Source organism: Paenarthrobacter sp. C1 (genome assembly GCF_049315185.1).
Taxonomy (GTDB): Bacteria; Actinomycetota; Actinomycetes; order Actinomycetales; family Micrococcaceae; genus Arthrobacter; species Arthrobacter nicotinovorans.
Genome location: NZ_CP186052.1, coordinates 979,896 through 1,004,809 on the forward strand (window position 1 = coordinate 979,896; position 24,914 = coordinate 1,004,809).

Genomic DNA, 24,914 nt, shown 5'->3' on the forward strand with positions numbered 1-24,914 from the left:
CAACCAGCAAGGACAACGCTTCACCATGACCAAATATGCCAGGGACGAATTCGACCAGGTCCCACAGAACACCTCCCGGCAGGGCGTTCATCGCGACGGCCAGGACATTGCGCGTCCCACCTTGTGGCCGGTTCTGACTGTTGGAGCTGTGGCTCTGGTGCTCGGCCTCGTAGCGTTCCTCATCCTGCCGAACCTTGGGCTTGTCGCGCCCAGCGCGTCGTCAAACGTCTCGACGCCGGTACCCCAGCAAACATCCACCTCGCCGTCCGCTGCGCCTTCCGAATCGAGCAGCGCCCCGCCCGCTTCCAGCGAACCGAGCACCCAGCCGACGCCGTCGAGCACTCCGTCAGCGACGCCGTCATCGGCGCCGGTGGACAAGAGCGTTCCGGTGGCGGTTTACAACGGGGCAGGTACTGCCGGCTTGGCGGGCAGGGTTGCAGGCCTGGTGCAGGGCGGTGGCTGGACGCTCAGCACGGTAGCCAACTGGGGCGGCATTCCCCAGCAGACTTCGGTGATCTTCTACAACGCTCCGGCGCAGAAGGCCAATGCAGAGGCCTTGGGAACCCTCCTGGGCATCCAGACGATCATTGAGACCCCGGATGTGCAGCAGCCGCTGGTTGTCGTAGCGGGACCCGGCTACCAGTAACGGCGCGACTCCACGGCCCAAAACGGCCAACTCGGTTAAGCCTCAATAACAAAACCAGCACCCCGCCCATTGGGGGCAGCGCCGGCGGAGTGACTGTGGTTACAGTGGACTAATTCCGGTCCGGAGATCCCGGCAACCGGTCTTGGCTACTGCGAAAGTGTGGGCATCATGGCATTGGGAACCGTCAAATGGTTCAACGCCGAAAAGGGCTACGGATTCATCACTGTGGATGAGTCCGGCGACGACGTCTTCGTGCACTGGTCGGCTATCCAGATGGATGGCTTCCGTGCCCTCGAGGAGGGCCAAAGGGTTGAGTTCGAACTGGGGGAGGGCCAGAAGGGACCGCAGGCCGAGGGTGTTCGAGTCGCCTGACTTTCAGGGTTGTCCCGCATCGCCATCAGCTATCGGCTGAAACCCGTGTTTTTACTGCGAAAAGTGGAGGCTCTGCTTGCACTCTCCCCGGTCGAGTGCTAATTATTGATTTAGCACTCCTGCGGTTCGACTGCTAAATCCGGCCCGGGTTTCCCCGGTGGCGGACAGTGGTGGGATCGCTGGGAGATCAAGAAACACCTTGGTGGGGTGAGGTTCGGAACGCGGGGCATACAGAGGCCGCACGTGAAGGACCGTCCGTCGCGGGCACCCCATCTGACAGGTACCTTCTTAACGACTGTCCCGAAAGGACTACCGCCGTTATGGCCAAGATCATTGCATTTGATGAAGAGGCACGCCGCGGCCTCGAGCGGGGCCTGAACATCCTCGCAGACGCCGTCAAGGTCACCCTCGGCCCGCGTGGACGCAACGTCGTCCTCGAAAAGAAGTGGGGCGCCCCCACGATCACCAACGATGGCGTTTCCATCGCCAAGGAGATCGAGCTGGACGATCCTTACGAGAAGATCGGTGCAGAACTGGTCAAGGAAGTTGCCAAGAAGACGGATGACGTCGCTGGCGACGGTACCACCACTGCAACCGTCCTCGCCCAGGCACTGGTGAAGGAAGGCCTGCGCAACGTTGCCGCAGGCGCCGACCCGCTGTCCCTCAAGCGCGGTATCGAGAAGGCTGTTGAGGCAGTCATCAGCGAACTGCTGGCCTCCGCCAAGGAAATCGAAACCAAGGAAGAGATCGCAGCTACGGCTTCCATCTCTGCCGGTGACCCGGAAATCGGCAGCCTGATCGCCGAAGCCCTGGACAAGGTGGGCAAGGAAGGCGTCATCACGGTTGAAGAGTCCAACACCTTCGGCCTGGAACTTGAGCTCACCGAAGGCATGCGCTTCGACAAGGGCTACATCTCCGCTTACTTCGTCACGGACGCAGAACGCCAGGAAACGGTCCTCGAAGACCCGTACATCCTGATCGTCAACTCCAAGATCTCCAACGTGAAGGAACTCGTCACGGTTCTGGAGAAGGTCATGCAGTCCAACAAGCCGCTGCTGATCATCGCCGAAGACATCGAGGGCGAGGCCCTGGCCACCCTGATCGTCAACAAGATCCGTGGCACCTTCAAGTCTGTTGCCGTCAAGGCTCCGGGCTTCGGTGACCGCCGCAAGGCCCAGCTGGCCGACATCGCCATCCTCACCGGTGGCCAGGTCATCTCCGAAGAAGTTGGCCTCAAGCTCGAAAACGCCGGCCTGGACCTCCTCGGCACCGCCCGCAAGGTTGTTGTCACCAAGGACGAGACCACCATCGTTGAAGGTGCCGGCGACGCTGACGCAATCGCAGGCCGCGTGGCCCAGATCCGCGCCGAGATCGAGAACTCCGACTCCGACTACGACCGCGAGAAGCTGCAGGAACGCTTGGCCAAGCTGGCCGGCGGCGTTGCAGTCATCAAGGCCGGTGCCGCCACCGAAGTTGAGCTCAAGGAACGCAAGCACCGCATCGAGGACGCAGTCCGCAACGCGAAGGCTGCTGTTGAAGAAGGCATCGTTGCCGGTGGTGGCGTTGCCCTCATCCAGGCAGGCGCCAAGGCATTCGCCAACCTCACCCTGCAGGGTGACGAGGCAACGGGTGCCAACATCGTCAAGGTTGCCATCGACGCACCGCTGAAGCAGATCGCTTTCAACGCCGGCCTGGAGCCGGGCGTTGTGGTGGACAAGGTTCGCGGCCTGCCTTCCGGCCACGGCCTGAACGCTGCCACGGGCGTCTACGAAGACCTTCTGGCTGCCGGCGTCAACGACCCCGTAAAGGTCACCCGCTCGGCTCTCCAGAACGCTGCTTCCATCGCTGGTCTCTTCCTGACCACCGAAGCTGTTGTTGCAGACAAGCCCGAGAAGAACGCTCCGGCTCCCGGCGGCGACGACATGGGCGGCATGGGCGGCTTCTAAGCCCCACAGCTGTAGCGATACAGCGCCAGGCTCACGCTTGAAAACACGCGACGGCGGTCCCCACTCCGGTGGGGGCCGCCGTTGTGCGTCTGCGGCCAAGTTTTCTGGAGCCTGCTGCTGCTGGCTGCCGGGGCGCGGGCGCGTTTAAGTGTCGGTGCGGTCTGGCAGGATTAATGCATGACGATTATTGCTGCCGCCGATGGGTCTGCCCTCGGTAATCCTGGACCGGCCGGCTGGGCCTGGTACGTTGATGACTCCTGTTGGCGCGCGGGAGGGTGGCCGCACGGCACCAACAACCAGGGTGAATTGATGGCTGTGCTTGACCTTTTCCGGTCAACAGCCCACGTACCTCACGAAGAACTGCTGATCCTTTGCGACAGCCAATACGTCATCAATTGCATAACCAAGTGGATGCCGGGCTGGAAGCGAAAGGGTTGGCGGAAGGCCGATGGGAAGCCCGTCTTGAATGTGGACCTCCTCAAAGAGATCGACCAAGCGATCGCGGGACGCAAGTACACGTTTGAGTGGGTCAAGGGCCATGCCGGCCATGACCTCAATGAGGCAGCGGACGAGCGCGCACGCGCGGTGGCCACGGCTTATCAGCAGGGCATAGCGCCGCGCAGTGGCCCCGGCTTCCCTGGAGCCCAGGAGAAGGCAACCGCTGCCGGGAAGGGATCCCCGGCAGCGACGACGGTATCGGAGGTACCGGTCCGGTCCGAGCCCGTTGCCGTGGCCTCCGGGGTCGCTTCTGTGTCCGCCTCGAATGCACTTCCGGCGTCCGTGCGTCCCGACCGGAGCATCCGGCCGCATTTCGAGCCCACCTTGTTTGGCGAGGCGGGCCTCTTCGGCCAGCCCGACCTGTTCAGCGAACTGGGAGATGACACTTCAGCGCCCGAGCTCTCGGCTGAGGACACCGTCCTTGCCTTGGAACGCGAACTGCTCAGGCCGGACGTCAGGGCCGACATCGGAAGGATCGGAGTTCTCCTTCACCCGGACTTCGCCGAGATCGGCAGCTCGGGACGCTACTGGACCCGCGATGCCATGATGATGGCCCTGGAAGAAGACCCGGGAGAGGCAACGGAACTGGAACTCCTGAGCGCGGACCGGCTCAGCGAAAACACCATCCTGCTGACTTACCGCAGTTTCAGCCATTCCGGTTCAGCGCTCCGCAGCTCCGTCTGGACGCTCGACCGGGGCCAATGGCGGCTGCGGTTCCACCAGGGCACGCTCGAAAAACAGTAGCTGAGACAGCCCGGTATAACCTGCAGGGCCGGATGCACAGGGGGGAAGACAGCCGGCCCCGCAGGAAATCGAAGCGTCCTGGATCGGGACGTTTGGTCCGAGGGGATCCTAGTAGGCGAAGCGTTGGGTATTGCCTTGTTCCACCTCTGAGTAGCTGGTTGCGGCCGAGGCCAATGCCATGGTGATGGAATCCAGAGAGGCTTCGACCTTGCTTTGGGTGAGCGACCATTCCACCAGGAGGGCCTGGAAGTTGTTGGCCGCTGAGCCTTTCCAGCTGGCCTGCAGTTCTTCCAGGCCGCGTCTCATGGTGTGCACGTCTGTACTGATGCGGTCCACAGTTCCTTTGACGTTGGCGGACTTGAGCTGCAGCAGCTCGGTATCAACGGAGATGACGGTCATGGATGGTGCCTTTCGATGAAGATGTCCCGCCGTATGCGCGGGCTGCTTGGGAAGCGTGGCCACTGCATTCAGCCTAGGGACTGCGCCTGCAGCCCGTAACGGCCCTTCATCGCTATGTGGATAAGACTGCTATGTGCAAAAGCACTATGCGGACGGCACCTCGGCCGGTTCTTCACGGAAGGGGAGGCTGACCACCAAAGTGGCGCCGCCGCCGTCGGTCTCTGTCACCTGGACCGAGCCACCGTGGGAGCCGACGATCGCCGCCACAATCGCCAGTCCAAGGCCGCTGCCACCGGTTTCCCGGGTCCGCGAGGTGTCTGCCCGGTAAAAGCGTTCGAAGATCTTGTTGGTTTCCGACTCCGGAATCCCGGACCCGTGGTCGCGGATCTCAATGACGGACATTTTCCCGGCGGGGGTGGTGCTTACGCCGACGGCGAGCTCAATCGGGCTTCCCTCCGGCGTGTACCGCAAGGCGTTGCCCACCAGGTTCCCGATCACTTGGCGAAGTTTCGCTTCATCCCCCTGGACCGGCGCCGCAGAGGGGGAATCGCCGTCGAGACCTGTGAGGGTGATGGTCCGGTCGCCGGAGGACGCCTTGGTGTCCACCATGGCGTCGTGGGCAAGGAGCTGCAGGTCTACAGGCTTGAGCTGGAGCGGCCGCTGTTCGTCCAGGCGCGCCAGAAGCAGCAGGTCTTCCACCATTGAACCCATCCGCTTGGCTTCGCTTTCGATCCTCCCCATGGCCATGGCCACGTCTTCCTCGGTGGAGAGGGCTCCGTGCCGGTACAGCTCGGAGAAGCCTCGAATAGTCACCAGGGGAGTCCGCAGTTCGTGGGACGCGTCCGCGGCAAAGCGGCGCATCCGGCCCTCAGAGGCGGCACGTGCGGCGAACGAGGCTTCGATGTGGGCGAGCATGGCGTTGAGGGAACCGCCGAGCCTGCCCACTTCGGTATGCGGATTGTCTACTTCCACACGGCGGGAGAGGTCGCCTGCGGCAATGGCCGCTGCGGTCTTTTCCACCTTGGCCAGGGGGCGGAAGGACCGTGCAACTGTCCAGGTGGCTATGAAGAACGCCAGGACCAGCGTCAGCAGGCCGACGCCCACCACCACGAGGACGGCGTGCTCCATGACCTTGTCCACGGGAGTCAGCGGCAGCCCAATGATGACCACGCCATTCTGCCCGTTGGCCACGACTCCCACAGCAACAACCCGCCAGTTGGTTCCGGCGGTTCCCTTGACCTGGAAGGGCGCATTGGCGCGCTGCTTCGCTTCCAGCGGGGTGATGTTGGAAATCGCCGGACGATCGCTCTGGCTGCCGCCGAATGGATACGGTGCAAGGTCAGGGACGTAAAGCGTCAGGGAATAGTCCGTGGGAACCGCGGTGTCTGCGGGCACGGCGCTGTTAGGCTCGGTCAGCCTGTCGAAGGACTGGCGGTCCTGGGCCAAGGCGACAGCGGCCTTGAGCTTGTCGTCGACTTGGCCCTGCAGGTAGCTCTTGACGAGCGTCAGGGTACCTGCGCCGGTCGCCGCGAGGGCAAGCAGGAGCAGGCACATGATGATGGCTACCAGCTGCGACCGCAGGGAAGCCGACTTCCAGCGTTGCAGCAAGGTCAGCGCTTCTCTGCCGTTCGCAGCACGTAGCCCACGCCGCGCTTGGTCTGGATGAGGGCTGCGGCATCGGGATCGATGTCCACCTTGCGGCGAAGGTAGGAAATGTAGGACTCGACGATCGAGGCATCTCCGTTGAAGTCGTATTCCCACACGTGGTCAAGGATCTGGGCCTTGGACAACACGCGGTTGGGGTTGAGCATCAGGTAGCGGAGCAGCTTGAATTCGGTGGGGGACAGCTCGATCACGGTGCCGCCGCGGCGGACTTCATGGGCGTCGTCGTCGAGTTCAAGATCGTCAACGCGGATGACGGCGTCATCGTCCTCCAGCGGCTGCGTGCGGCGGAGTACGGCGCGGATCCGGGCCACAACCTCGTCAAGGCTGAACGGTTTGGTGACGTAGTCATCGCCGCCCACCGTCAGGCCGGTGACCTTGTCTTCGGTGTCATCCTTCGCGGTCAGGAAAAGCACGGGGAAGTGCTTGCCGGCCGCGCGGAGACGGCGGGTGACGGTGAAACCGTCCATGTCCGGAAGCATGACGTCCAGGACCGCCAGGTCCGGGGCATGAAGGTCGGCGGCGGCGAGGGCTTCGCGACCGTTGGCCGCGGCGACCACCTCGAAGCCGGCGAAACGCAGAGACGTGGAAAGAAGCTCGCGAATGTTGGGCTCGTCGTCAACCACAAGGAGCTTGGCTTCAGGACCGTTCTTTTTCATGACACCCATAGTGCTCCCAGAAACTGGGAGTTCTCTGAATGCTGCATGTGAGCCCCCCAAGTGCCAACGGCGTGTCAGGTTGGTTATGCCTGCAGGACCAACCCGACTCCCAGCGCCACCATGGTCACGGCAATCCCGCCGTCCAGGAACCGCCAGGACAACGGACGGGCGAAGAAGCCGCGGAGGAACCTCGCGCCGAATCCCAGGGAACAGAACCAGAGGATACTGCCCACCATGGCGCCGGCCCCGAACCACCACTGCAGGGGACTGCCTTGGGCGTTCGCCAGCGAGCCGATGAGGGCGATGTCCAGGTAGACGTGCGGATTGAGCCAGGTCAGCGCGAGGACGGTGGCTACCGCGGCCAGGGCACTGCCCTTTCGGCCGGTACCACCGTTACCACTGGTGCTTTCGCCCGTCGTCAACGACTGCGGCCGCATGGCGCGCCTGGCCGCCATCACGCCGTACGTCACCAAAAATGCGGCGCCTACATAGCGGAGGACGACGACGGCGGCAGGCGCTGCCGTCATCAGCGCACCTGTACCGAAGACTCCGGCCGCGATCAGGACGGCATCCGAAAGCGCACACACAGCGACGATGGGGACGAGGTGTTCGCCTCTGATGCCTTGGCGCAGCACGAACGCATTCTGGGCGCCGATGGCAACAATGAGGGCAAGACCCGTGGCCAGGCCGAGGCCTGCGGAATGGAAGTAGTCAAGGGAAGTCACCCTCCCGAAGTTACGGCGGTCCCAAACCTAAGACCAGCTAAAGTTTCTGAATCTGCGTAAGCTGAGCTTATGAGCCAGTTTCCATCCGAACAGTTGCTGACCTTTGCCACTGTCCTCTCCGAGGGGACGTTGGAAGCGGCGGCGCGCATGCTTCACATCACGCCGTCGGCGGTGTCCCAAAGGCTGAAAGCACTGGAACAATCCACGGGCCGGGTCCTGCTGCAACGCAGCAACCCTGCCCTGGCAACTGAAGCCGGCGAGGTCGTCCTGCGGCTGGCGCGGCAGGTGGGACAGCTGGAAGCCGACGCGGGCAAGGAACTGGGTCTGGATGGTGGCCAGCCCCAACTGGCCCTGCCGATCGTGGTCAACGCGGATTCTTTGGCGGTGTGGTTTCTGAAGGCGCTTGCCCAAGTGCCCGGCAGCCTCAACGTCACGTTCGATCTCCACCGTGACGACGAGCAGCACTCCACGTCGCTGCTCCGGTCAGGCACGGTCATGGCTGCTGTGACGGCCACGCCCGAGCCCGTCCAAGGCTGCCGCGTCGAAAGCCTCGGCATCATGCGGTACCTCCCCGTGGCCGCTCCGACGTTCGTGGAACGTTGGTTTCCGGGCCTTCCCAAGGGCCTCGACGGCGCAGCACTCAATGCTGCGCCAACAGTGGACTTCGACCGCAAAGACACCTACCAATGGGCCTTCGTCCAGTCCGTGATCAACGCCGAGGGGCGGCCGGTTCCCGAGAGGAAAGGCCCGCGCCACTATGTGCCGGCATCCCAGGACTTTGGCGATGCGATCCGGCTGGGACTCGGCTGGGGTCTCATCCCGGAAGTCCAATGCGGTCCCGACATTGCGGACGGGCGGCTGATCGAGCTCGCTCCGGAGCAGCCTTTCGATGTGCCGCTGTACTGGCAGCGGTGGCGCACGGCGTCCTCTGCACTGGACACGCTCAGCGAGACGGTCCGCCGGGTGTCGGCACAATACCTCCGCCAGTCCTGAAGACGCTAAATCCGAACACGCCCGCCGATGCTTCCAAAAATGTCGGTGCCCCGTTCCACACTTAAAACATGGCAAACACAGCAGCTCCAGTCAGCATCCATCACCTCACCGGTGAGGTCGAATTCCATGTCACCTACCTGGACACGGACACCGGACGGGTCCGGCGTGAAGACTTCCAGGACCTCATGGAGGCAGAACGCTTCGCCAGTGCGCAGCTCCGCGACGCGGACTCCTGGGCCGTCATTGACCAAGTGGACACCACGCCCTCAAACCGGATGGTCGCCTGAACCCCTGGCAGGTCGCCTGAACGCCTTACTCGGGCCGGTTCCCGGCGTGGCCGCCGTGGACGAACGGTGATGACACGCCTTCGTATTTGAGCATCATCATCATGCCCTCGGCAGCATGATCCAGATTGTGGCAGTGATCCATCCAAATTCCCGGGTTGTCGGCATGCAGCAGTACTTCCCATACTTCGCCGGGCAGCACATCCACGGTGTCCAGGACCAGTGGTGAGCCGCTGGGTGCCACGCCGTTCCTGCTCAGGACCTGCACGTGATGACCGTGCGGATGCATCGGGTGGGGTTCGGCGGTCCTGTTCACCACCGTCACTTTCACAGTGTCACCCTCCGCCACCTCAATGGACGGCACCAGCGGGTACGCCGCCCCGTTCACAGTGAAGGCATACCGCAGGACACCATCCACAAAACGAAATTGCCGGTCCAGCACCACTACCTCTTCGCGGGTGACAGCAGAGGCAGGTGGACCGGACGCCTCTGTCGGAGTCCCGGCCAGCGTATTCCCGGCGGACAGTGGACTGCCATAATCCAAAAGGTCCAGCACAGGAGTGGTGGCAAAAACGCCTGACGGCGCCCGCCCTTGGGCCGTTGTGGGGAATCCGGGTGGGGCAATGACCACCACGGCGTCGGCTGCCGAATCCGAGCGCAGGGTGACGGGGGAGTCCGGCATGCTGAACGCAACATCCACCCGGCCGCCCGCTCCCAGCCGCACCAACTTTCCCTTGATGTCCCCGGGCTCATTGACGTCGGTACCGTCCACGGCCACGGCCTTGAAGGACGTGCCTTCCACAAGGTAGCGCTGGGGCAAGGAATCGGTGTTCACCAGCCGCACCCGCACACTCGTCCCCGGGGCGGCCCGGTATTCGCTGCTGCGGTCTGAGGAGCCCAGCAACCCCAGACCGCTGAGGTCGTGCCCCGCCACCACGATATCCGTGTCAGCACGGACCTTCGCGGGATGGTGCACGACGAATGCGCCGTAGAGGCCCTTGCGGACCCCCTCGGCCGAATCCTGATGTGTGTGATACCAGTACGTACCGGCCTGTGCTGCGGTGAAGCGGTAGGTGGTGGACTGGCCAGGCATCACTGCGTCCTGTGTTGCGCCAGCCACTCCGTCCATGGCGTTGGGGACGTCGTAGCCGTGCCAATGGACAGTCACACCGGCGGCGACATCCCGGTTCTTGAGAACCACCTCCACTACCTCGCCCAGCGTGGCTTCTATCATCGGGCCAGGAACGCTCCCGAAGGTCCAGGCTTCCGTGGTTCGTCCGGATGGCAGGGGCAGCTGCTCCACCCGGGCGGTTAGTTCGTAGTGCCGGACCACCGCATCTTTGGGTGTCTCACCCACGAGGCTGGTCACCGGCGTCGGGTCCGCGACCGTGGCGGCGCTGTTACCGCGGTGATGGCTTACAGCGGCGGCTATCGCCGCGCCAGCGGCGGAGCGGCTCCCGAGCCATGCAAAGACTCCCGACCCCAACACTGTGCAAAGCATAAGGGCGGCCACGGCGGCCGACGCCGTCGTCGAACGTCTGCCATGGGTTCGCGCGACGCCGGAGCCGGCCGGCTTTCCCAGGGCGATCCAGGCGATCAGCATTGTTCCGCCCACCATGAAGAGAAGTACTGCGATGCTCCACGGTGCGGGGAACGGTCCGAGGACCAGGACTAGAACCAGTGCGGCGGCAGCGGACGAGGCCGCCGCCACCATTGCCATCACCGCCCCTCGGCGGCTTCGCCCGAACCACCACCGGACCCTGGCAGGTTTGGCGCCGGTGTTCCGCCTCCTCAGCAAGAACGGAACACCGGCCATCGCGGCCCAAGCCGCGGGGATGGCGGTCAGAGGCAGACTGATGATTATGCGTTCGCTGGCAAACCACCAACCGCCGGCCACCAAAGACGGAAGCAAGGCATAGCGTGACACCGTCACGATCACGGCAACACCCACCAACAGCAAAGCCAGGTCAATCCCGCGGCGCGGCCCCGGCTTCGGGTCAGTGCTTGAAACAACAGTCATCCACACGGCAGCCGTCCAGGCTGCGGCCGCGAGGATGGACAACACCAAATCCACCGCCAGCAGCTGCGAGGTATTCACAGCTGCCTTTGCTCAGGCTGCGCTGGAGGAGGCAGAAGCATCCGAAGCAGCAGCTTTCGGAGGCAACGGCTGCGGATTGAGGGCCGCTGCGCGTGCGCGGTTGAAGAGCCAGTAGGACATGAAGATCATCAGCACACCGGTGATCGGGTGGATGGAGACAACCCATGATCCGGCAGGGGTGATGAAGTCTTCCGAAGAACCGGTCAACATGCCGCCGATGATGAAAATGAACAGCTGGACCCAGGAAAGCAGGAAAATTCCGGCTGCCAGCCAGATTGTCCGGGCGCCCATCCGGGCGATGGCGGCCACAATGGCGGCGAGGAGCGCCGAGTAACGCAGCACATACTGGCCGTTCATCACGTGGAAGACGCCCGCTTCACGCTGGGCTTCAATGGTGTTCTGGAAGTGGAAGTATCCTGCGAAAAACAACTGCGCGAGTGCTGACAACAGGACGATTGCGGAAATGACCAGGAGGGCTTTACGCATGGGGAATCCTCTGGGGAAAACTTCTTTTCGGATTCTTCTAGGCCTTCGAACCGCCGGCTCCCTGGCTGCGGGCTACCCCCACCGCCGACGGCTGGCCGCCGGATTGCCTGGACCAGGGGCAACCACGTAGGGCGGAGAGCTTCACTAGGAATCGTAAATTCGCTGGAGGTGAATAGCAAGGGTCCTGAGGTACATTCCCGGAAGGGCCGCTACTGTTCCTGGCCCACGTCCTTGCCGACGTCCTTTGAATCCATGATCCGGTAGGCGTAGCCCTGTTCGGCCAGGAACCGTTGGCGTTTGGCGGCAAAGTCCTGGTCGAGCGTATCCCTGGCCACCAGTGAGTAGAACCGGGCAGCCCTGCCGTCCTGCTTCGGACGCAGGAGGCGCCCCAGCCGCTGCGCCTCTTCCTGCCGGGAACCGAAGGAACCTGACACCTGGATGGCCACGGACGCCTCGGGGAGATCAATGGAGAAGTTGGCTACCTTGGAGACCACCAGGGTATGGATCTCGCCTTTGCGGAAAGCGTCAAAGAGTTTCTGGCGGGCCTTGACAGTGGTTTCGCCCTTGATCAGGGGCGCGTCCAGGCGCTCGGCAATTTCATCCAGCTGGTCGATGTACTGTCCGATCACCAGCAACTGCTCGCCCTTGTGGACGGCCACCAGGTCTTCCACCAGTCTGGTTTTGGTTTCGGAGGTAGCGCACAGGCGGTACTTGTCGGCATCGTCGGCCATGGCGTAGGCCACGCGTTCGTCGCGGGGGAGGTCCACCCGCACTTCGACGCAGTCCGCAGGTGCGATGTAACCCTGTGCTTCGATGTCCTTCCATGGCGCGTCGTACCGCTTGGGACCAATGAGGCTGAAGACTTCGCCTTCCCGGCCGTCCTCACGGACCAGCGTGGCGGTGAGGCCCAGACGACGGCGGGCCTGCAGATCCGCCGTCATGCGGAAAATCGGGGCAGGCAACAGGTGGACCTCGTCGTAGATGATGAGTCCCCAGTCGTGCCCATCCACGAGTTCCAGGTGCGGATACAGGCCCCCGCGCTTGGTTGTGAGGACCTGATAGGTGGCAATCGTGACGGGCCGGACTTCCTTGACGGAGCCGGAGTACTCACCGATTTCGTCTTCGGTGAGGGACGTCCGCTTGAGGAGTTCGTCCTTCCACTGCCGCGCCGAAACAGTGTTGGTCACCAGGATCAGGGTTGTTGTGGAGGACGTCGCCATGGCTGCCGCGCCCACCAGTGTCTTCCCGGCACCGCAGGGGAGCACGACGACGCCGCTGCCGCCGGCCCAGAAGTTCTCCGTGGCCAGCTTCTGGTACGGCCGCAGCTGCCAGCCACTCTCGTCCAGCATGATGAGGTGTGGCTGCCCGTCAACGTATCCAGCGAGGTCTTCGGCGGGCCAGCCCAGTTTGAGGAGCAACTGCTTCAGCTGTCCCCGCTGCGAGGAATGCACCACCACGGTTTCACCGTCGATCCGCGGCCCCAGCAGGGGTGCGATCTTCTTGGCGCGGATGACTTCCTCGAGTACCGGATAGTCGTCGGTGCGCATCACCAGGCCGTGTTGGGGGTCCTTCTCCAACCGCAGGCGGCCGTAGCGGGACATGGTTTCTTCAATGTCGATCAGTAGTGCGTGCGGCACGGGGAAGCGCGAGTACTTCAGCAGGGTATCGAGTACCTGCTCGGCGTCCAGGCCCGCAGCGCGTGCATTCCACAGGCCCAGTGGCGTGAGCCGGTAGCTGTGCATGTGTTCCGGGGCGCGCTCCAGTTCGGCGAAGGCCGCAATGGCGTGCCGGGCTTCGGTGGCGAGCTCGTGGTCGACTTCGAGCAGTATGGTTTTGTCACTTTGTACGATCAGGGGACCGTCGTTCACAGTTGAATCCTCACGTTCACAGCTGAATCCTCACTTGGCACCGTCAAAGCGCCGTTTGGCTGGCAGCGCTGTTTTCATGAACGCATTTCTCCGGCGGGTTCCACATCGATGATCCGGTGGATGGACAACACCCGTTCGGTGTCCTTGGCAGGATCGAACACCCTGACCCGTCCGCCGGAGACGGATACAGGAACAACGGTTTCGGTGTTGGCATTCCCCAGGCTGTCCACCACGTTCATGGTGACCGCTTGTTTGAGCCGGATCGCGGTTTGGAGCGTCTCCAGGCCCAGCTGCGTGGATGCCTCGCCCGTCGCCTCGGCCGGGACGCCGCGGTGCTGACGAAGAACCGTCAGCTGCGCCTCGACGTCGTCGTCCGGGGGTGCGGTCCTGGGGGCGGTGTAGACAGGCCGCGCGCTGCCCGGCACCGCGGTGGTCCGCTTGAAACGCACGACGGCGGGTTCGGCCTCCTGCACGGCCGGCGAAAGTCCCAGCTCGCGCAGGACGCGGGCGGTTTCACGGGGGCTGGCCGAGGACGTGAGCACGGTGGGGGCGATGCGTACCAGGCTCAGCACGGAGGTCCTGGCTTCCTGGAGGAGATCGGAGATGGCGGTTTCGTCGTCGCTTTGGATGAAGCTGGCACTGGTTCCGATCCGGAGGCGGCCGTGGCGGGAGGCTGTGTCCTGGATGAGGTACGCCAATGGCTGGGGTACCTCGGTGGCCGAGTGCTCGCGGAGGAAAGCCAACAGCGACTCCGCGTCCTGTCCGGCGTCGAGGGCCCTGCGGATGGTGATGGCAGAGAAACGGTAGATCGATGCCGGCCCCTGGCCTTCGGCGTCGGCCATCAGCAACAGCGTCTCGCTGAGCTCCGGAGCCAGGTAGCCCGGGGCGACGGCCGTCAGGTCGGCCTGCAGGAGGATGTGGTTGACGGCGGCCGGCAGATGCTCGCCGAGGATGGTGATGGCCTGCTCCGGCTGGGCATCGGCAATGGCTGCGCCCAGTTGCGTCAACGCCCCGGAACCCATCAAACCCAGCAGGGCGGCCTCTTCGAGGATGCCGCGGACCAGGGAGCTGAAACGGCGGGACATCCTCGGCTGAGCCCACTCGGCGCGTTGGAGTACGGCCCTGGCGTCCAGGACGGGTGCTTTGCCGTCGGGCGCGGCTGCCTCGACGGTCAGCTCGTTCAGGATTTCAAGGACACGACGCCGGACCACCGGGGCATCCGGCCGCTGGGCCTCCGCGGACAAGGCGTTGATGGTGGTGCCCGCTGCACCATGATGGGCCGTCGAGGACGAAGGGCCCGTCAACGGCTGCCCCACCAGCGAAGGGGCGCGCTCGCTGGCAAGCCAGGCATTGACCAGCCACAGCCATTGTTCCTGCCGGGGCAGACTGAGCCATTCCAGGGACGGCGGCTGGACCCACGTTGAACTGTCGACGTCCAGGCGCAGCAGGCCGGACAAGGCACACAGCTCCAGGAGAATCGCCGTTTCGTGCACACCCAGACGGATCGACTCGGCAAGGCGACGCAGTTCCCGGACGCCCACGCCACCGCTCCGGAGCGTGGTGAGAGGCTGCTCCCGGACAGCGAACAGCAGCTCGTTGGCCAACCGCAGTGTTTCCGCGATGGCACCCATGGCCGCGTTGCGCCGCAGTGCCGCACTGGTGTGCCCCAACTCCGGAACCGGCGGGGAAAGAGTGAAGTCGTCAATGATGGCGCCGCCCCGGAGCGCAAGGCCCACGCTGTGGGGCAATTCGACGTGGCCGGCATCCAGGGGAACCAGCAGGCCGCGCGCCAGCAACCAGTCAATGGGCCCGACGTCGTGGCTTTCGTGCGTGACGGAAGCCCGCCGCTGTGCCTGGGGTACTGCGCCCATGGCCCAGCTGCCGAACTTGTTCAGCAGGCCAAGCGTCCGTTCGGGCGCTGACGAAAGGATGGCCCGCAGGTTCTCGGGAGTGGCCGTCCATCGCTGCAGGGCCAGGGCCGCATCCATGGGGGTGCTGGCCGGATGGATTCCCAGGCCGCTTTGGTGCAGCTCGGCGACCAACTGGACCACCCGCTGGGCGAAAGCGGGTTGCAACCGCACAAGTTCCGTGTAGCTCCTGCCCAGTCCAGCCGGGTAGATGCCGATCACGTCCTTGAGGCTGCCCACCGGAAGGTAGAAACGCTGGCGCGACGAGGTGGGCGGAGAGCCCTGGGGCGGATCAGCCCGGTGGATCAAGGCCAGCTCCTGCAGCTTTGCGAGGATCGGGTCCAAGGCCGAAAGAGTGGAACCGGCGATGACCTTCTTCAACCCTGCCGCCGAAACGCTGTGCCCGGTATCGGTGTTGGTACACAGATGGAGGGTTTCCAGGACCTGCATTTCCGGCTTGTTCAGGCGTTCAAGTGCCCGCTGCACACTGACGCGTGCGCTCGCCCTCGCAGCCAATGCCGCAAAGTCCGGCGCCATGGGGGAAATGAGATCAGGCCGCGCGGCAAACAAGGCCCGCAGCGAATTGTCGCTGCGCGCTTCCAGTTCCTTGCTGAGCGCGCGAATAAGGGACATCAATCCAACGTTACCGCCCCGCGGCAACTCGTGCCCGATCCTGGGCCGGCCGTCCTACTGCCGGCGGCGTTGCCGGACTGCGTCCAGCATCAGGACCATCGCGAGCGTGAAGGCCACAGGCAAACCATAAAGGGCAGTGGAGGTAACCCAAATGGGCGCCACGCCACCGTAATATGCCACTGCTATGACCACGGCAACAGCTGCCAGGGAAAAGGCGGCAATGGCGACGGCGGCAATCATAAGGGGGCGGCGGTAACCCGGGGAAGTCATGCCTTCAACGCTAGCAGCAGAGAGTCCGGGGCTGCGCGCCGCAGGAAATGAAGCCGCAGCTTGCCCGTGCATGGCCGACAAAGCGGGATTAGGGGGTCCGGCAGGATAACCTTGAAGGAACAGACCAACACGGACCGGACTGTCACCCTCGATCCCGCAGCTATCTGCGGATGCGGTAACGGCCCGGCGTGTCTCCCACAGCAAGAACGAAGAAGGTTGATTACGTGCCTACCGGCAAGGTCAAGTGGTATGACAAGGAAAAGGGCTTCGGCTTCCTCGCAGCTGAAGACGGCCAGGAAGTCTTCCTGCCCAAGACGTCCCTGCCTGCGGGCGTAACGGAGCTCAAGGCCGGTACCCGCGTGGAGTTCGGCGTCGCCGACGGCCGCCGCGGTGCCCAGGCACTGGGACTTCGCGTCCTGGAGAAGACTCCGTCGATTGCCAAGGCCAAGCGCATGAATGCCAGGGACCTCGCTCCGATGGTGCAGGATCTTGTCACCGTCCTGGACAACCTCTCCGGTTCGTTGTCCTCCGGCAAGTACCCCGATGGCAACAAGGCCAAGGCCATCAGCATGGCGCTGCGCAAGGTTGCCGACGAGCTGGAAGCCTAGGACCGGCCATGACCTCGGAATCCGCACAGGAAACAACGCCCGCACAGGATGTCCTGGATAACGCCGGGGCAGGTCCTCGTGGTGCCCAGGCTCCTGGCAACGGGGAAGCTCCCGCGCGGAAGCCCACGGCCACCAAGCCGCGTGCCGGTTTGCCCGTGTGGCGCACAGGCAAGCCGGACGCCTTCCTGGCAGCCGCCGTCGATACTGCCCGTGAGGCTGTGGAGGGCATCGCCAAACCGGGCGAGGTGGGCGCGCACCTTGGCGCCAAATCCGAAGGTGACCGAGTGGTCACCCACCTTTTTGAGTCCAAGCTTGCCGGATACGGCGGCTGGCAGTGGTATGCCGTGGTGACCCGCAACTCGCGTTCCAAGATCGTCACTGTGAGTGAGCTCGGGCTGTTGCCTTCCGAGGATTCCATCCTGGCGCCGGAGTGGGTGCCTTGGGCCAAGCGTGTCCGGCCCGAGGACGAGACGCCCTTGGTGGAGGAGACAGAAAGTGACGTTTCCGAAGAGTCAGTGCAGGCTGCCGAAGACGAGGCAACCGGCCCGGCCGCCGAAGACGACGACGAACCGGACGAGTCCGGGGACGAAGACATCGCTGTGGACAGCGACGAAGCCGGGGCTGAATAAGCATTGCGGAAACACTGGGTGACTCAATGGATGGCGGACACTGATGTCCACGTTTAGGTCGCTCGGAATCCTCAACTACCGCATCTGGTTCTTCGGTGCGCTGATATCCAACATCGGGACCTGGATGCAGCGCACAGCCCAGGACTGGCTGGTGTTTGACCACCTGACAGCGCATGACGCCGGGGCGATGGGCATTACCTTGGCCCTGCAACTGGGGCCTCAACTGTTCCTTGCGCCCTGGGCGGGACTGCTGGCTGACCGCTACAGCCGGCGCAAGCTGCTGTTCATCACGCTCATAGCCATGGCCTTGCTCAGCACCGGCCTGGGCATCCTGGTATTGCTGGGTGTGGCTGAGCTGTGGCACGTGTACATTTTCGCGTTGCTCCTGGGAATCGTGACTGCCCTGGACGCGCCGGTGCGCCAGACATTCGTCTCCGAGCTGGTTACCGACGACTACCTGTCCAATGCGGTGGCCCTCAACAGCGCTTCCTTCAACGTGGCACGCATGATCGGACCCGCGGTCTCGGGCGTGCTGACGGTGGTGGTGGGCCCCGGCTGGGTTTTCCTTATCAACACCGTCTCGTTCGTGGCCATGCTTGTGGCATTGAAGCTGATTCCGGTGTCGTCGCTTCGTGCCCAACCCCGTGCCGCCGCCGGGAAGGGACGAATCCGGGAAGGGCTGCGCTACGTGCAGAGCCGGCCCGATATCCAGGTGGTCCTGGTGGCCATTTTCATCGTGGGCACTTTCGGACTTAACTTCCCGCTGTTCATCGCAGCCATGGTGGGTACGCAGTTCGGCATGGATGCAGGCGCATTCGGACTGCTGAACTCCGTCATGGCCATCGGCTCAGTGACCGGGGCGCTGCTGGCCGCGCGCCGTGGCCGGCCCCGCCTCAGGCTGATCTTCGCTGCAGCCGGTGGCTTCGGCGTGGCAAGTGCCCTCGCAGCCCTGGCTCCCAACGCCGTGATGTTCGGGCTCGCCCTGGTCCCATGTGGCCTGTTCGCCTTGACCCTGATTACCAGCGCCAACGGTTACGTACAGTCCACCACCGAGGCAGTCATGCGTGGCCGCGTGATGTCCCTCTATATGGCTATTTTCATGGGCGGCACACCAATTGGCGCTCCGCTGGTGGGCTGGGTGGCCAACGTGGGCGGCCCCCGCTGGGCTGTCGGCGTCGCGGCCGTAGCCGGCGTCAGCACCGCCGTCGTGGGTTTGGTGTGGATCATCAGGGCCAAGCAGCTGCGCCTCCGCTTCGATCGCAGGGCCCGCGGCCTGCGGCATTTCCGGGTGGAGTCGCTGCTGTCCGGTCCGGTTACTGAGGATGGCGACGGCGGCCCTGGGCCGGTCCGCTAAGGCGCCTTGGGGGATTTAAACGGGGGAGCCGCCCGGGCATGACCCAGGCGGCTCCGTTCGATCCTTTTTTGGGGGAGCTACTTCTTCAGTTCGCCCACGACGTAGTCGATGCTGGCGAGCAGGGCCGAGACGTCGTCCGGTTCAATGGCTACGAACGTGGCGATGCGCAGCTGGTTGCGGCCAAGCTTGCGGTACGGCTCAGTGTCCACCACGCCGTTGGCCCGCAGGACCTTGGCGATGGCGGCGGCGTCAATCGAATCGTCGAAGTCGATCGTGGCGATGACGTTGGAGCGGTCTTCGGCGTTGGCGACAAACGGCGTCGCGTACTCGGAAGCTTCTGCCCATGAGTAGATGCGGTTGGCCGAATCTGCCGTGCGCTTGCTGGCGAAGTCCAGGCCGCCGTTGCTGTTCAGCCACTGCACCTGGGCATCCAGCGTTACCAGGGTGGAGAGCGACGGCGTGTTGTACGTCTGGTTCAGCTTGGAGTTGTCGATGGCTGTCTGGAGGTCCAGGAAGTCAGGGATCCAGCGGCCACTGGCTTTGATGCGGGCGGCCCGCTCCAACGCGGCGGGGGAGAAAAGACCGAGCCACAGGCCGCCGTCGGAGGCGAAGTTTTTCTGCGGCGCGAAGTAATAGACGTCCGACTCCGAGACGTCGACGTCCAGGCCGCCGGCGGCGGAGGTCGCGTCCACCAGGACCAGCGAACCTTCGTCGGCTCCCTGGACCCGCTTTACGGGAGCCGCGACGCCGGTGGAGGTTTCGTTCTGCGGCCACGCGTATACGTCAACGCCGGCTTCTGCCTGGGCGGCAGGACGGGTGCCGGGTTCGGACTTGATGATGGAGGACGCATCAAGGAAAGGTGCCTTGTTGGTGGCGGCGGCAAACTTGGAACCGAACTCACCGAAGGAGAGGTGCTGGGCCTTCTTGTCCACCAGGCCGAACGCGGCGACGTCCCAGAACGCGGTGGAACCACCGACGCCGAGGACAACCTCGTAGCCTTCGGGGGCGCGGAAGAACTGGCTCAGGCCCTCCCGGACGGAACCCACCAGGTTCTTGACGGGAGCCTGCCGGTGGGAGGTGCCCAGGATGGTGGTGGCAGCGGCAGACAGGGCCTCGAGCTGTTCCGGGCGGACCTTGGACGGTCCAGCGCCGAAGCGTCCGTCTTTCGGCAGGAGGTCGGCGGGTATGGTGATGCTGTTGTCGCTCACGTGTGGCTCCAAAGGGTATCGGCTCAAGATGGGTCGTGGCAGGTGGCGTCAGCTGCCCCTTCGACACCCCAATTCTGCCTGACATGGCCCGCGCGCAGGAACCTGCCCCTGTCATAGTCCGCCACGTGGAACGCGGACGAACAAGATGCGACCGCAATGGGTCCGGAATTATCCGGAGTAATTCCAAATAAGCTAGGCTGGGGGTTGGCGTTCAAAGGGTGGCGGTGGCACCGCCCACCCCGGTATGGGACGCGGTACGGTGGAGATTACGCAAGAACTGCGTTCGAGGAGAGCTGAGCTGGATGACGGATCTGATCGATACCACTGAGATGTATCTTCGGACCATTTTGGAGCTTGAAGAAGAAAACATTGTGGCTCTCAGGGCCCGCATAGCCGAACGCCTGCGGCACTCCGGCCCCACGGTCTCCCAGACCATCGGGCGGATGGAGCGCGATGGCCTGGTGATTGTGTCCAACGACCGCCACCTGGAGCTGACCGAAGTCGGACGCAAGCGTGCCACCGAAGTCATGCGGAAGCACCGTCTGGCGGAGCGGCTCCTGGCCGATGTCATCGGACTCGACTGGGCGTACGTGCATGATGAAGCCTGCCGCTGGGAGCACGTGATGAGTGAGCGCGTGGAGCGCCGGCTCTACGAACTGCTTGAGCATCCCACCGAGTCACCTTACGGAAATCCGATTCCGGGACTGGAAGCACTGGGAGGCATGGCCGGAACGCAGTTCCCCCGGATCGACGTGAACCTCCTGCAGGCCATGGACGGCTACGCCTCCGACTCCCGGGTGGTTGTCACGCGGCTGGCCGAGCCCATCCAGGTGGAGCCGGAACTGCTCACCCAGTTGGATGAGGGCGGAATCCGGCCCGGGGCGCCGGTCTCCCTCGAGCGCGTGGGCGAGTACATCTCCGTCCGGGTGCCCGGCATCGAAGGAGCCTTGGAGCTCCCGCCTGAAGTTGCAGCGCACGTCTTCGTGTCCCTCAACTGACAGCCTTCCGGTCCGACAACCCTCCCGGCAGTGTCAAACCTCACTTTGAGGGGCTTTGGCGCGCGTGTGACCTGCGGTTTTTCGAAATTGATGATAAGGGCCCGCCGCCGCAGGCATCTTTCTGTTGATAACGAATTTATTACCAACGCCCTTAATCCCCTATAGTTATCTACTAGCGCTGATACCAAAGCGTTACCTGATCCGGAGCCGAGCTCTGCCAGCGGATCGGGTGAACCATCACCACTGGCAGAGGCGGGGGAACCACAAGCGGCTGTCTAAAGAAGCAGCCTTGGGGTGAAGTCCGCAGCAGAAGTGCCCATTGATGCAAGTCCCTCCTTGGATACCTGTGTGCCGTGAGCGCTTCGTGCGGACCGGGTCTTTGAACTCTCTGACCCGAATCCGACAGCTAACTTCGCAGGCTTTTCAGAGAGGAACAGAGTTTGACATCGCAGAACGTCAGGGGCCGCCGCCGTGCGTCCGGCCCCGCTACTGAGCTGCGGCCAGCCCGCGTCGTAACGGAGATCCGGCCCCGCGACACCGAACGCCAGGTGCGCCGCCGTAAGAGCCCGTTGCGCCAGGTTGCCGACTTCGCCGCAGCAAGTGGCGTCGGGCAGAAGGCCGGAGTTGCGCTTGCCGCCACCGGACTTGCCCTGACTGTCGGCCTGCCGGCCACCAGCCCCGTCATGGCCACCTCGGAATCGGGACAGTCCGAATCTGCCCTGGCCGTTGGCGGCACTGTCGGAAGCCAGCCCGAGGTTTCCGCGGCAGCATCAGCCAAAATCGACTTCAGCCGCGCAGCTGTAGCCACCGCTGCGGACCCTGACGGAAAGCTGAAGCAACTGCTCAGCGCCCAGTCGGCCGGCAGCATCCAGCGTGCTTCTTCCGTGGGCACCCTGGGCAGCCCCCTCGACACGCTCACCACCGCTTCCCCCTTCGGTTACCGCGTCAGCCCCCTCACGGGCGGCACCGGTGACTTCCACCGCGGCCAGGACTTCGTGGCCCAATGCGGAACTGCCGTGCATGCAGCTGCAGCAGGCAAAGTGACTTTTGCCGGGTGGCACGAGTACGGCGGAGGAAACCGCGTGGTTGTGGATCACGGCAACGGCCTGGAGACCACGTACAACCACCTGTCGTCCTTCAACGTCCAGGTGGGCCAGACGGTCAACCGCGGGGACACCGTAGCCCTGAGCGGCACCACAGGCGCCTCCACCGGCTGCCACCTCCACTTCGAAGTACAGGTCAACGGCGAGGTCGTTGACCCCATGGGCTGGCTCTAAGCCAGTTGATGGTGCTCTCTCGCATTGATGACAGGCCTCGTGACCTGAATGTGACATTCGCTTTCAATTGTTATAACCTTCAGAGCGCATCGGCTTTTTAGGGGGCCGGTGCACTTGAGTGGATTGCCTAGCTCTGCCACCACTCGAGGTCCGTTCGCAAAATCGTCTGGCAGGGGCGGGGGAACCACTTCTGGTCTTCGAATGAAGGCCTTGGGGTTAAGTCGCAAAGTTTCCCAGTGAAGCAGCGCGGCCGGATGACTCCCATCCGAATCCGACAGCTCACCTCGCAGGCATTGGGAGAGGCTACCTACGTGTCATCACGCACTACCCCTGCGCGCCATCGCGCTGAATCGGTTCGTTCGAACCCGTTGAACACTCTTTCGAAGGCTGTTTCCTCGAACGCCGGTACCGTTGGCCGCCAGGCCGCCGTGCTGGCAGCAGCCTCAGGCCTCGTCCTTACTGTCGGGTTGCCGGCTCACGCCGCTGACACCGACGTCTCCACCTCGGAAGTCTCCAGCACCCAGCAGCTGGCTGCCACCGCAGTGGTCACTGCAGAGCCAACAGCCACCGTCTCCTTCGAGAGCCCCGTCGTGGCCACCAAGGAAGCCCCCAAGGTTGTCCAGCGTGCGGCCCTGGTCACAGAGCGCACGGCGGATGAAGCCACTGCAGTCACTGCCCAGTCCTCCGAAGCCAAGGAGTCCGCCTCCAGCGCGGCAGCATCCGGGCTCGCAGCGATTGCCTACACAGGAATCGGCTCGCCTTACGTATGGGGCGGCACTACTCCGAGCGGCTGGGACTGCTCCGGCTTCACCCAGTGGGTCTACGCCCAGGCCGGCATCAGCATCCCCCGCGTCAACGCCTGGACGGCCATGAAGCCCACCAGCGCCCCCCAGCCCGGTGACCTGGTCATGCAGAACGGCGGTGCGCACGTAGGCATCTACGTCGGCAACGGCATGATGATCAGTGCTTTGAACCCGGGCCAGGGAACCCTGCTGCACTCCGTGGCCTCCACCGGCACGTCTTCGTTCTTCACCCTCCGCTAGAAACAACCGATTCGGGGCCGGCTGACGTACCCCTGCCAGCTGACCCACTACCCACAGGTACCCCAACTGCCTGCGGATACGAAAGAGAAAACAATGACCAGTGCACACAAAGTTGCACGGCACCGCGCTGAGGCCCCCAAGACCAGCTCGCTTGCCGTCATCGCAAAGGCCGTCACCGTCAACGCCGGTGGCGTCGGCCGCCAGGCAGCAGTCATCGCCGCAGCTTCAGGCTTGGTGCTGACCAGCGGTATCGCTGCCAATGCTGCTGAGACGAATGTCGACCGCGAATCGACGTCGACGTCCGCCCTCGATGTCCAGTCTGTTGCCCAGGCCACCATCGCTGCGGACTCCACGGTTGCCATCTCTTACGAGCGTCCCGTGGTCACCACCGTGGAAGCTCCGGCTCCCGTGGTTGAAGAGGCTCCGGCAAAGGTTGAGGCCAAGGCATCGACCAAGTCCACCGCCACTGCGGCTCCGGCCACGAACGCCTCAGTGGCCGTCAGCACTGCCACCCCTGCACCCGCTGCTCCGGCTGCGTCCAGCGGACTCGGCGCAGCAATTGCTGCCGCCGCGTACGCCCAGCTCGGTGTCACGCAGGACTGCACCATGCTGGTCACCAACTCCCTGGCAGCAGTGGGAATCCACTTCCACGACTGGCCCGCCGGTTACCTTTCGCTGGGCCGCACCGTGAGTGCAGCAGAAGCGCAGCCCGGGGACCTCGCTTACTACGCCAATGGCGGTTTGGCCGGACAGGCACACATTGCTGTGTACGTCGGCAACGGCATGGCAGTCCACGGTGGATGGAACGGATCCACCACGGCACTGTTCAGCGTCAACGTCGGCTCCGGCCCGGTCTTCATCCGCGTCAACGGCTGACAATCAGCTCCCGGAACACCCCGCAGGCAGATGCCTGCGGGGTGTTTTGCTTTAATCACGCGTGAACTTTTGCCGACACTGTGAGCGAAACGACAAATAAATTCGTTGATACGGCATATAAGTGCTTACCCTTGTGTTGTCGATCCACAGCCCGTACATGCAGAGGGCAGCCGGCCCTCGTGCCCCTGACGGGTGCGGCCGTGAAGAGGTACGTGCATGCGCACACTCGTTCTGAATGCTGGATATGAACCGCTGGCGGTAATAACATTCCGCCGGGCGCTGGTCCTTGTGCTCACTGGGAAAGCAAGCGTAGTGGCCGAAGGCGACGAGCCTGTCGTCGGGCCACAGGAGATTCTCGGACGCCCCTCCGTGATCCTCCTTAACCGCTACATCCGCCCCAAGTACAACAAGATCACTGCCGTAAGCCGCCGCGGGGTTCTTCGCCGCGACGGTCACCGGTGCGCCTACTGCGGGAAAACAGCCCACACCATAGACCACGTCCACCCTAAATCCAGGGGCGGCGCGGATTCCTGGGAAAACCTGGTTGCGGCGTGCTTGAAATGCAACAACGCCAAGAGCGACCACACACTTGCCGAAATGGGCTGGAAACTCCGTTTCAAACCCGGTGTGCCCCAGGGGACCATGTGGCAGATCAAAGAACTCGAGAAACCTGCGCCGGACTGGGACCCGTTCCTTCTGCCGGAATCCGCTGCCTGATCGATTTCTGCTGA

Annotated in this window: 24 protein-coding genes and 2 riboswitches; of the genes, 14 read left to right on the forward strand and 10 right to left on the reverse strand. The window is 63.8% G+C overall.

The features are described from left to right. Positions 1-25: 25 nt before the first annotated feature. The 4 genes from ACNAOU_RS04755 to ACNAOU_RS04770 all read left to right on the forward strand — a co-directional run bounded on the left by ACNAOU_RS04755 (position 26) and on the right by ACNAOU_RS04770 (position 4,206). A complete protein-coding gene (locus ACNAOU_RS04755) occupies positions 26-646 on the forward strand; it encodes a LytR C-terminal domain-containing protein (RefSeq protein WP_039240003.1) in 621 nt (206 codons plus the stop codon). 168 nt (positions 647-814) lie between these two features. Beyond that, positions 815-1,018: a cold-shock protein gene (locus ACNAOU_RS04760; protein WP_011773737.1), complete on the forward strand. Its 204-nt coding sequence runs from the start codon at positions 815-817 to the stop codon at positions 1,016-1,018. A 320-nt stretch (positions 1,019-1,338) separates the two neighbouring features. Then, entirely contained in the window at positions 1,339-2,964 is a 1,626-nt protein-coding gene (gene groL, locus ACNAOU_RS04765; RefSeq protein ID WP_018779556.1) for a chaperonin GroEL, read from the forward strand. A 177-nt stretch (positions 2,965-3,141) separates the two neighbouring features. Then, positions 3,142-4,206 carry an RNase H family protein gene (locus ACNAOU_RS04770; RefSeq protein ID WP_413304015.1) on the forward strand — a complete coding sequence of 355 codons (1,065 nt, stop codon included), beginning with the start codon at positions 3,142-3,144 and terminating at the stop codon, positions 4,204-4,206. Between the two features lie 108 nt (positions 4,207-4,314). On the opposite strand, the gene ACNAOU_RS04775 is transcribed toward ACNAOU_RS04770, so the two are convergent. The 4 genes from ACNAOU_RS04775 to ACNAOU_RS04790 all read right to left on the reverse strand — a co-directional run bounded on the left by ACNAOU_RS04775 (position 4,315) and on the right by ACNAOU_RS04790 (position 7,651). After that, entirely contained in the window at positions 4,315-4,605 is a 291-nt protein-coding gene (locus ACNAOU_RS04775; RefSeq protein ID WP_018779558.1) for a WXG100 family type VII secretion target, read from the reverse strand. Between the two features lie 144 nt (positions 4,606-4,749). Then, complete coding sequence (locus ACNAOU_RS04780) at positions 4,750-6,213, reverse strand: sensor histidine kinase (RefSeq protein WP_039240006.1); 1,464 nt, start codon at positions 6,211-6,213, stop codon at positions 4,750-4,752. A 2-nt stretch (positions 6,214-6,215) separates the two neighbouring features. Then, entirely contained in the window at positions 6,216-6,926 is a 711-nt protein-coding gene (locus ACNAOU_RS04785) for a response regulator transcription factor (protein ID WP_026267426.1), read from the reverse strand. 83 nt (positions 6,927-7,009) lie between these two features. Further along, on the reverse strand, positions 7,010-7,651 hold the full coding sequence (locus ACNAOU_RS04790; RefSeq protein ID WP_413304020.1) for a LysE/ArgO family amino acid transporter: 642 nt from the start codon (positions 7,649-7,651) through the stop codon (positions 7,010-7,012). 69 nt (positions 7,652-7,720) lie between these two features. Here ACNAOU_RS04790 and ACNAOU_RS04795 point away from each other — a divergent pair, with 69 nt between their 5' ends. Together ACNAOU_RS04795 and ACNAOU_RS04800 are read left to right on the forward strand one after the other, a co-directional pair. Next, entirely contained in the window at positions 7,721-8,644 is a 924-nt protein-coding gene (locus ACNAOU_RS04795; RefSeq protein WP_079581243.1) for a LysR family transcriptional regulator ArgP, read from the forward strand. Between the two features lie 68 nt (positions 8,645-8,712). Then, positions 8,713-8,931, forward strand: a complete 219-nt coding sequence (locus ACNAOU_RS04800; protein WP_039240009.1) for a hypothetical protein — start codon at positions 8,713-8,715, stop codon at positions 8,929-8,931. A gap of 25 nt (positions 8,932-8,956) precedes the next feature. Here ACNAOU_RS04800 and ACNAOU_RS04805 read toward each other — a convergent pair whose 3' ends face one another. The 5 genes from ACNAOU_RS04805 to ACNAOU_RS04825 all read right to left on the reverse strand — a co-directional run bounded on the left by ACNAOU_RS04805 (position 8,957) and on the right by ACNAOU_RS04825 (position 16,190). Continuing rightward, complete coding sequence (locus tag ACNAOU_RS04805) at positions 8,957-11,026, reverse strand: multicopper oxidase family protein (protein ID WP_422758147.1); 2,070 nt, start codon at positions 11,024-11,026, stop codon at positions 8,957-8,959. Between the two features lie 12 nt (positions 11,027-11,038). Further along, a complete protein-coding gene (locus tag ACNAOU_RS04810) occupies positions 11,039-11,512 on the reverse strand; it encodes a hypothetical protein (RefSeq protein ID WP_018779565.1) in 474 nt (157 codons plus the stop codon). Between the two features lie 209 nt (positions 11,513-11,721). Then, on the reverse strand, positions 11,722-13,380 hold the full coding sequence (locus ACNAOU_RS04815; RefSeq protein ID WP_413304026.1) for a DNA repair helicase XPB: 1,659 nt from the start codon (positions 13,378-13,380) through the stop codon (positions 11,722-11,724). 74 nt (positions 13,381-13,454) lie between these two features. Next, positions 13,455-15,920 (reverse strand): helicase-associated domain-containing protein, encoded by a 2,466-nt coding sequence (locus ACNAOU_RS04820; RefSeq protein ID WP_422758148.1) that lies wholly within the window; start codon positions 15,918-15,920, stop codon positions 13,455-13,457. Between the two features lie 54 nt (positions 15,921-15,974). Beyond that, positions 15,975-16,190: a hypothetical protein gene (locus ACNAOU_RS04825; RefSeq protein WP_422758149.1), complete on the reverse strand. Its 216-nt coding sequence runs from the start codon at positions 16,188-16,190 to the stop codon at positions 15,975-15,977. A gap of 224 nt (positions 16,191-16,414) precedes the next feature. Between ACNAOU_RS04825 and ACNAOU_RS04830 the strand changes: the two genes are divergently transcribed. The 3 genes from ACNAOU_RS04830 to ACNAOU_RS04840 are packed head-to-tail and all read left to right on the forward strand — an operon-like array spanning position 16,415 to position 18,781. Then, complete coding sequence (locus ACNAOU_RS04830; protein WP_011773749.1) at positions 16,415-16,798, forward strand: cold-shock protein; 384 nt, start codon at positions 16,415-16,417, stop codon at positions 16,796-16,798. Positions 16,799-16,806: 8 nt separating this feature from the next. After that, positions 16,807-17,427: a DUF3027 domain-containing protein gene (locus ACNAOU_RS04835; protein WP_039240013.1), complete on the forward strand. Its 621-nt coding sequence runs from the start codon at positions 16,807-16,809 to the stop codon at positions 17,425-17,427. Positions 17,428-17,470: 43 nt separating this feature from the next. Then, positions 17,471-18,781 carry an MFS transporter gene (locus tag ACNAOU_RS04840; RefSeq protein ID WP_018779570.1) on the forward strand — a complete coding sequence of 437 codons (1,311 nt, stop codon included), beginning with the start codon at positions 17,471-17,473 and terminating at the stop codon, positions 18,779-18,781. Between the two features lie 77 nt (positions 18,782-18,858). Here ACNAOU_RS04840 and serC read toward each other — a convergent pair whose 3' ends face one another. Continuing rightward, entirely contained in the window at positions 18,859-19,989 is a 1,131-nt protein-coding gene (serC, locus tag ACNAOU_RS04845; protein WP_079581238.1) for a phosphoserine transaminase, read from the reverse strand. Between the two features lie 302 nt (positions 19,990-20,291). On the opposite strand from serC, the gene ACNAOU_RS04850 reads away from it, so the two are divergent. The 5 genes from ACNAOU_RS04850 (at position 20,292) to ACNAOU_RS04870 (ending at position 24,900) form a co-directional block, all read left to right on the forward strand. Further along, positions 20,292-20,987 carry a metal-dependent transcriptional regulator gene (locus ACNAOU_RS04850; RefSeq protein WP_018779572.1) on the forward strand — a complete coding sequence of 232 codons (696 nt, stop codon included), beginning with the start codon at positions 20,292-20,294 and terminating at the stop codon, positions 20,985-20,987. Positions 20,988-21,182: 195 nt separating this feature from the next. Then, a riboswitch (cyclic di-AMP (ydaO/yuaA leader) is annotated at positions 21,183-21,423 on the forward strand. Between the two features lie 4 nt (positions 21,424-21,427). Next, positions 21,428-22,264 carry a M23 family metallopeptidase gene (locus ACNAOU_RS04855; protein WP_018779573.1) on the forward strand — a complete coding sequence of 279 codons (837 nt, stop codon included), beginning with the start codon at positions 21,428-21,430 and terminating at the stop codon, positions 22,262-22,264. A 145-nt stretch (positions 22,265-22,409) separates the two neighbouring features. Next, positions 22,410-22,571, forward strand: a riboswitch (cyclic di-AMP (ydaO/yuaA leader). Positions 22,572-22,575: 4 nt separating this feature from the next. Then, the gene (locus tag ACNAOU_RS04860; RefSeq protein ID WP_237567108.1) at positions 22,576-23,307 is read left to right on the forward strand and encodes a C40 family peptidase; all 732 of its coding nucleotides are present in this window, start codon (positions 22,576-22,578) and stop codon (positions 23,305-23,307) included. Between the two features lie 93 nt (positions 23,308-23,400). After that, positions 23,401-24,183 carry an NlpC/P60 family protein gene (locus tag ACNAOU_RS04865; protein WP_039240017.1) on the forward strand — a complete coding sequence of 261 codons (783 nt, stop codon included), beginning with the start codon at positions 23,401-23,403 and terminating at the stop codon, positions 24,181-24,183. 216 nt (positions 24,184-24,399) lie between these two features. Further along, the gene (locus ACNAOU_RS04870; RefSeq protein ID WP_039240018.1) at positions 24,400-24,900 is read left to right on the forward strand and encodes an HNH endonuclease; all 501 of its coding nucleotides are present in this window, start codon (positions 24,400-24,402) and stop codon (positions 24,898-24,900) included. The last annotated feature ends 14 nt before the right edge of the window (positions 24,901-24,914 follow it).

What these genes read in the sequence shown, in the direction of transcription:
- ACNAOU_RS04800 (WP_039240009.1), top strand. Translation starts at nt 8,713, where the DNA reads ATGGCAAACACAGCAGCTCCAGTCAGCATCCATCACCTCACCGGTGAG.
- ACNAOU_RS04795 (WP_079581243.1), top strand. Translation starts at nt 7,721, where the DNA reads ATGAGCCAGTTTCCATCCGAACAGTTGCTGACCTTTGCCACTGTCCTC.
- ACNAOU_RS04835 (WP_039240013.1), top strand. Translation starts at nt 16,807, where the DNA reads ATGACCTCGGAATCCGCACAGGAAACAACGCCCGCACAGGATGTCCTG.
- ACNAOU_RS04810 (WP_018779565.1), bottom strand. Translation starts at nt 11,512, where the DNA reads ATGCGTAAAGCCCTCCTGGTCATTTCCGCAATCGTCCTGTTGTCAGCA.
- ACNAOU_RS04770 (WP_413304015.1), top strand. Translation starts at nt 3,142, where the DNA reads ATGACGATTATTGCTGCCGCCGATGGGTCTGCCCTCGGTAATCCTGGA.
- ACNAOU_RS04840 (WP_018779570.1), top strand. Translation starts at nt 17,471, where the DNA reads ATGTCCACGTTTAGGTCGCTCGGAATCCTCAACTACCGCATCTGGTTC.
- ACNAOU_RS04820 (WP_422758148.1), bottom strand. Translation starts at nt 15,920, where the DNA reads ATGTCCCTTATTCGCGCGCTCAGCAAGGAACTGGAAGCGCGCAGCGAC.
- ACNAOU_RS04755 (WP_039240003.1), top strand. Translation starts at nt 26, where the DNA reads ATGACCAAATATGCCAGGGACGAATTCGACCAGGTCCCACAGAACACC.
- ACNAOU_RS04865 (WP_039240017.1), top strand. Translation starts at nt 23,401, where the DNA reads ATGACCAGTGCACACAAAGTTGCACGGCACCGCGCTGAGGCCCCCAAG.
- ACNAOU_RS04760 (WP_011773737.1), top strand. Translation starts at nt 815, where the DNA reads ATGGCATTGGGAACCGTCAAATGGTTCAACGCCGAAAAGGGCTACGGA.
- ACNAOU_RS04785 (WP_026267426.1), bottom strand. Translation starts at nt 6,926, where the DNA reads ATGAAAAAGAACGGTCCTGAAGCCAAGCTCCTTGTGGTTGACGACGAG.
- ACNAOU_RS04825 (WP_422758149.1), bottom strand. Translation starts at nt 16,190, where the DNA reads ATGACTTCCCCGGGTTACCGCCGCCCCCTTATGATTGCCGCCGTCGCC.
- ACNAOU_RS04870 (WP_039240018.1), top strand. Translation starts at nt 24,400, where the DNA reads ATGCGCACACTCGTTCTGAATGCTGGATATGAACCGCTGGCGGTAATA.
- groL (WP_018779556.1), top strand. Translation starts at nt 1,339, where the DNA reads ATGGCCAAGATCATTGCATTTGATGAAGAGGCACGCCGCGGCCTCGAG.
- ACNAOU_RS04850 (WP_018779572.1), top strand. Translation starts at nt 20,292, where the DNA reads ATGACGGATCTGATCGATACCACTGAGATGTATCTTCGGACCATTTTG.
- ACNAOU_RS04775 (WP_018779558.1), bottom strand. Translation starts at nt 4,605, where the DNA reads ATGACCGTCATCTCCGTTGATACCGAGCTGCTGCAGCTCAAGTCCGCC.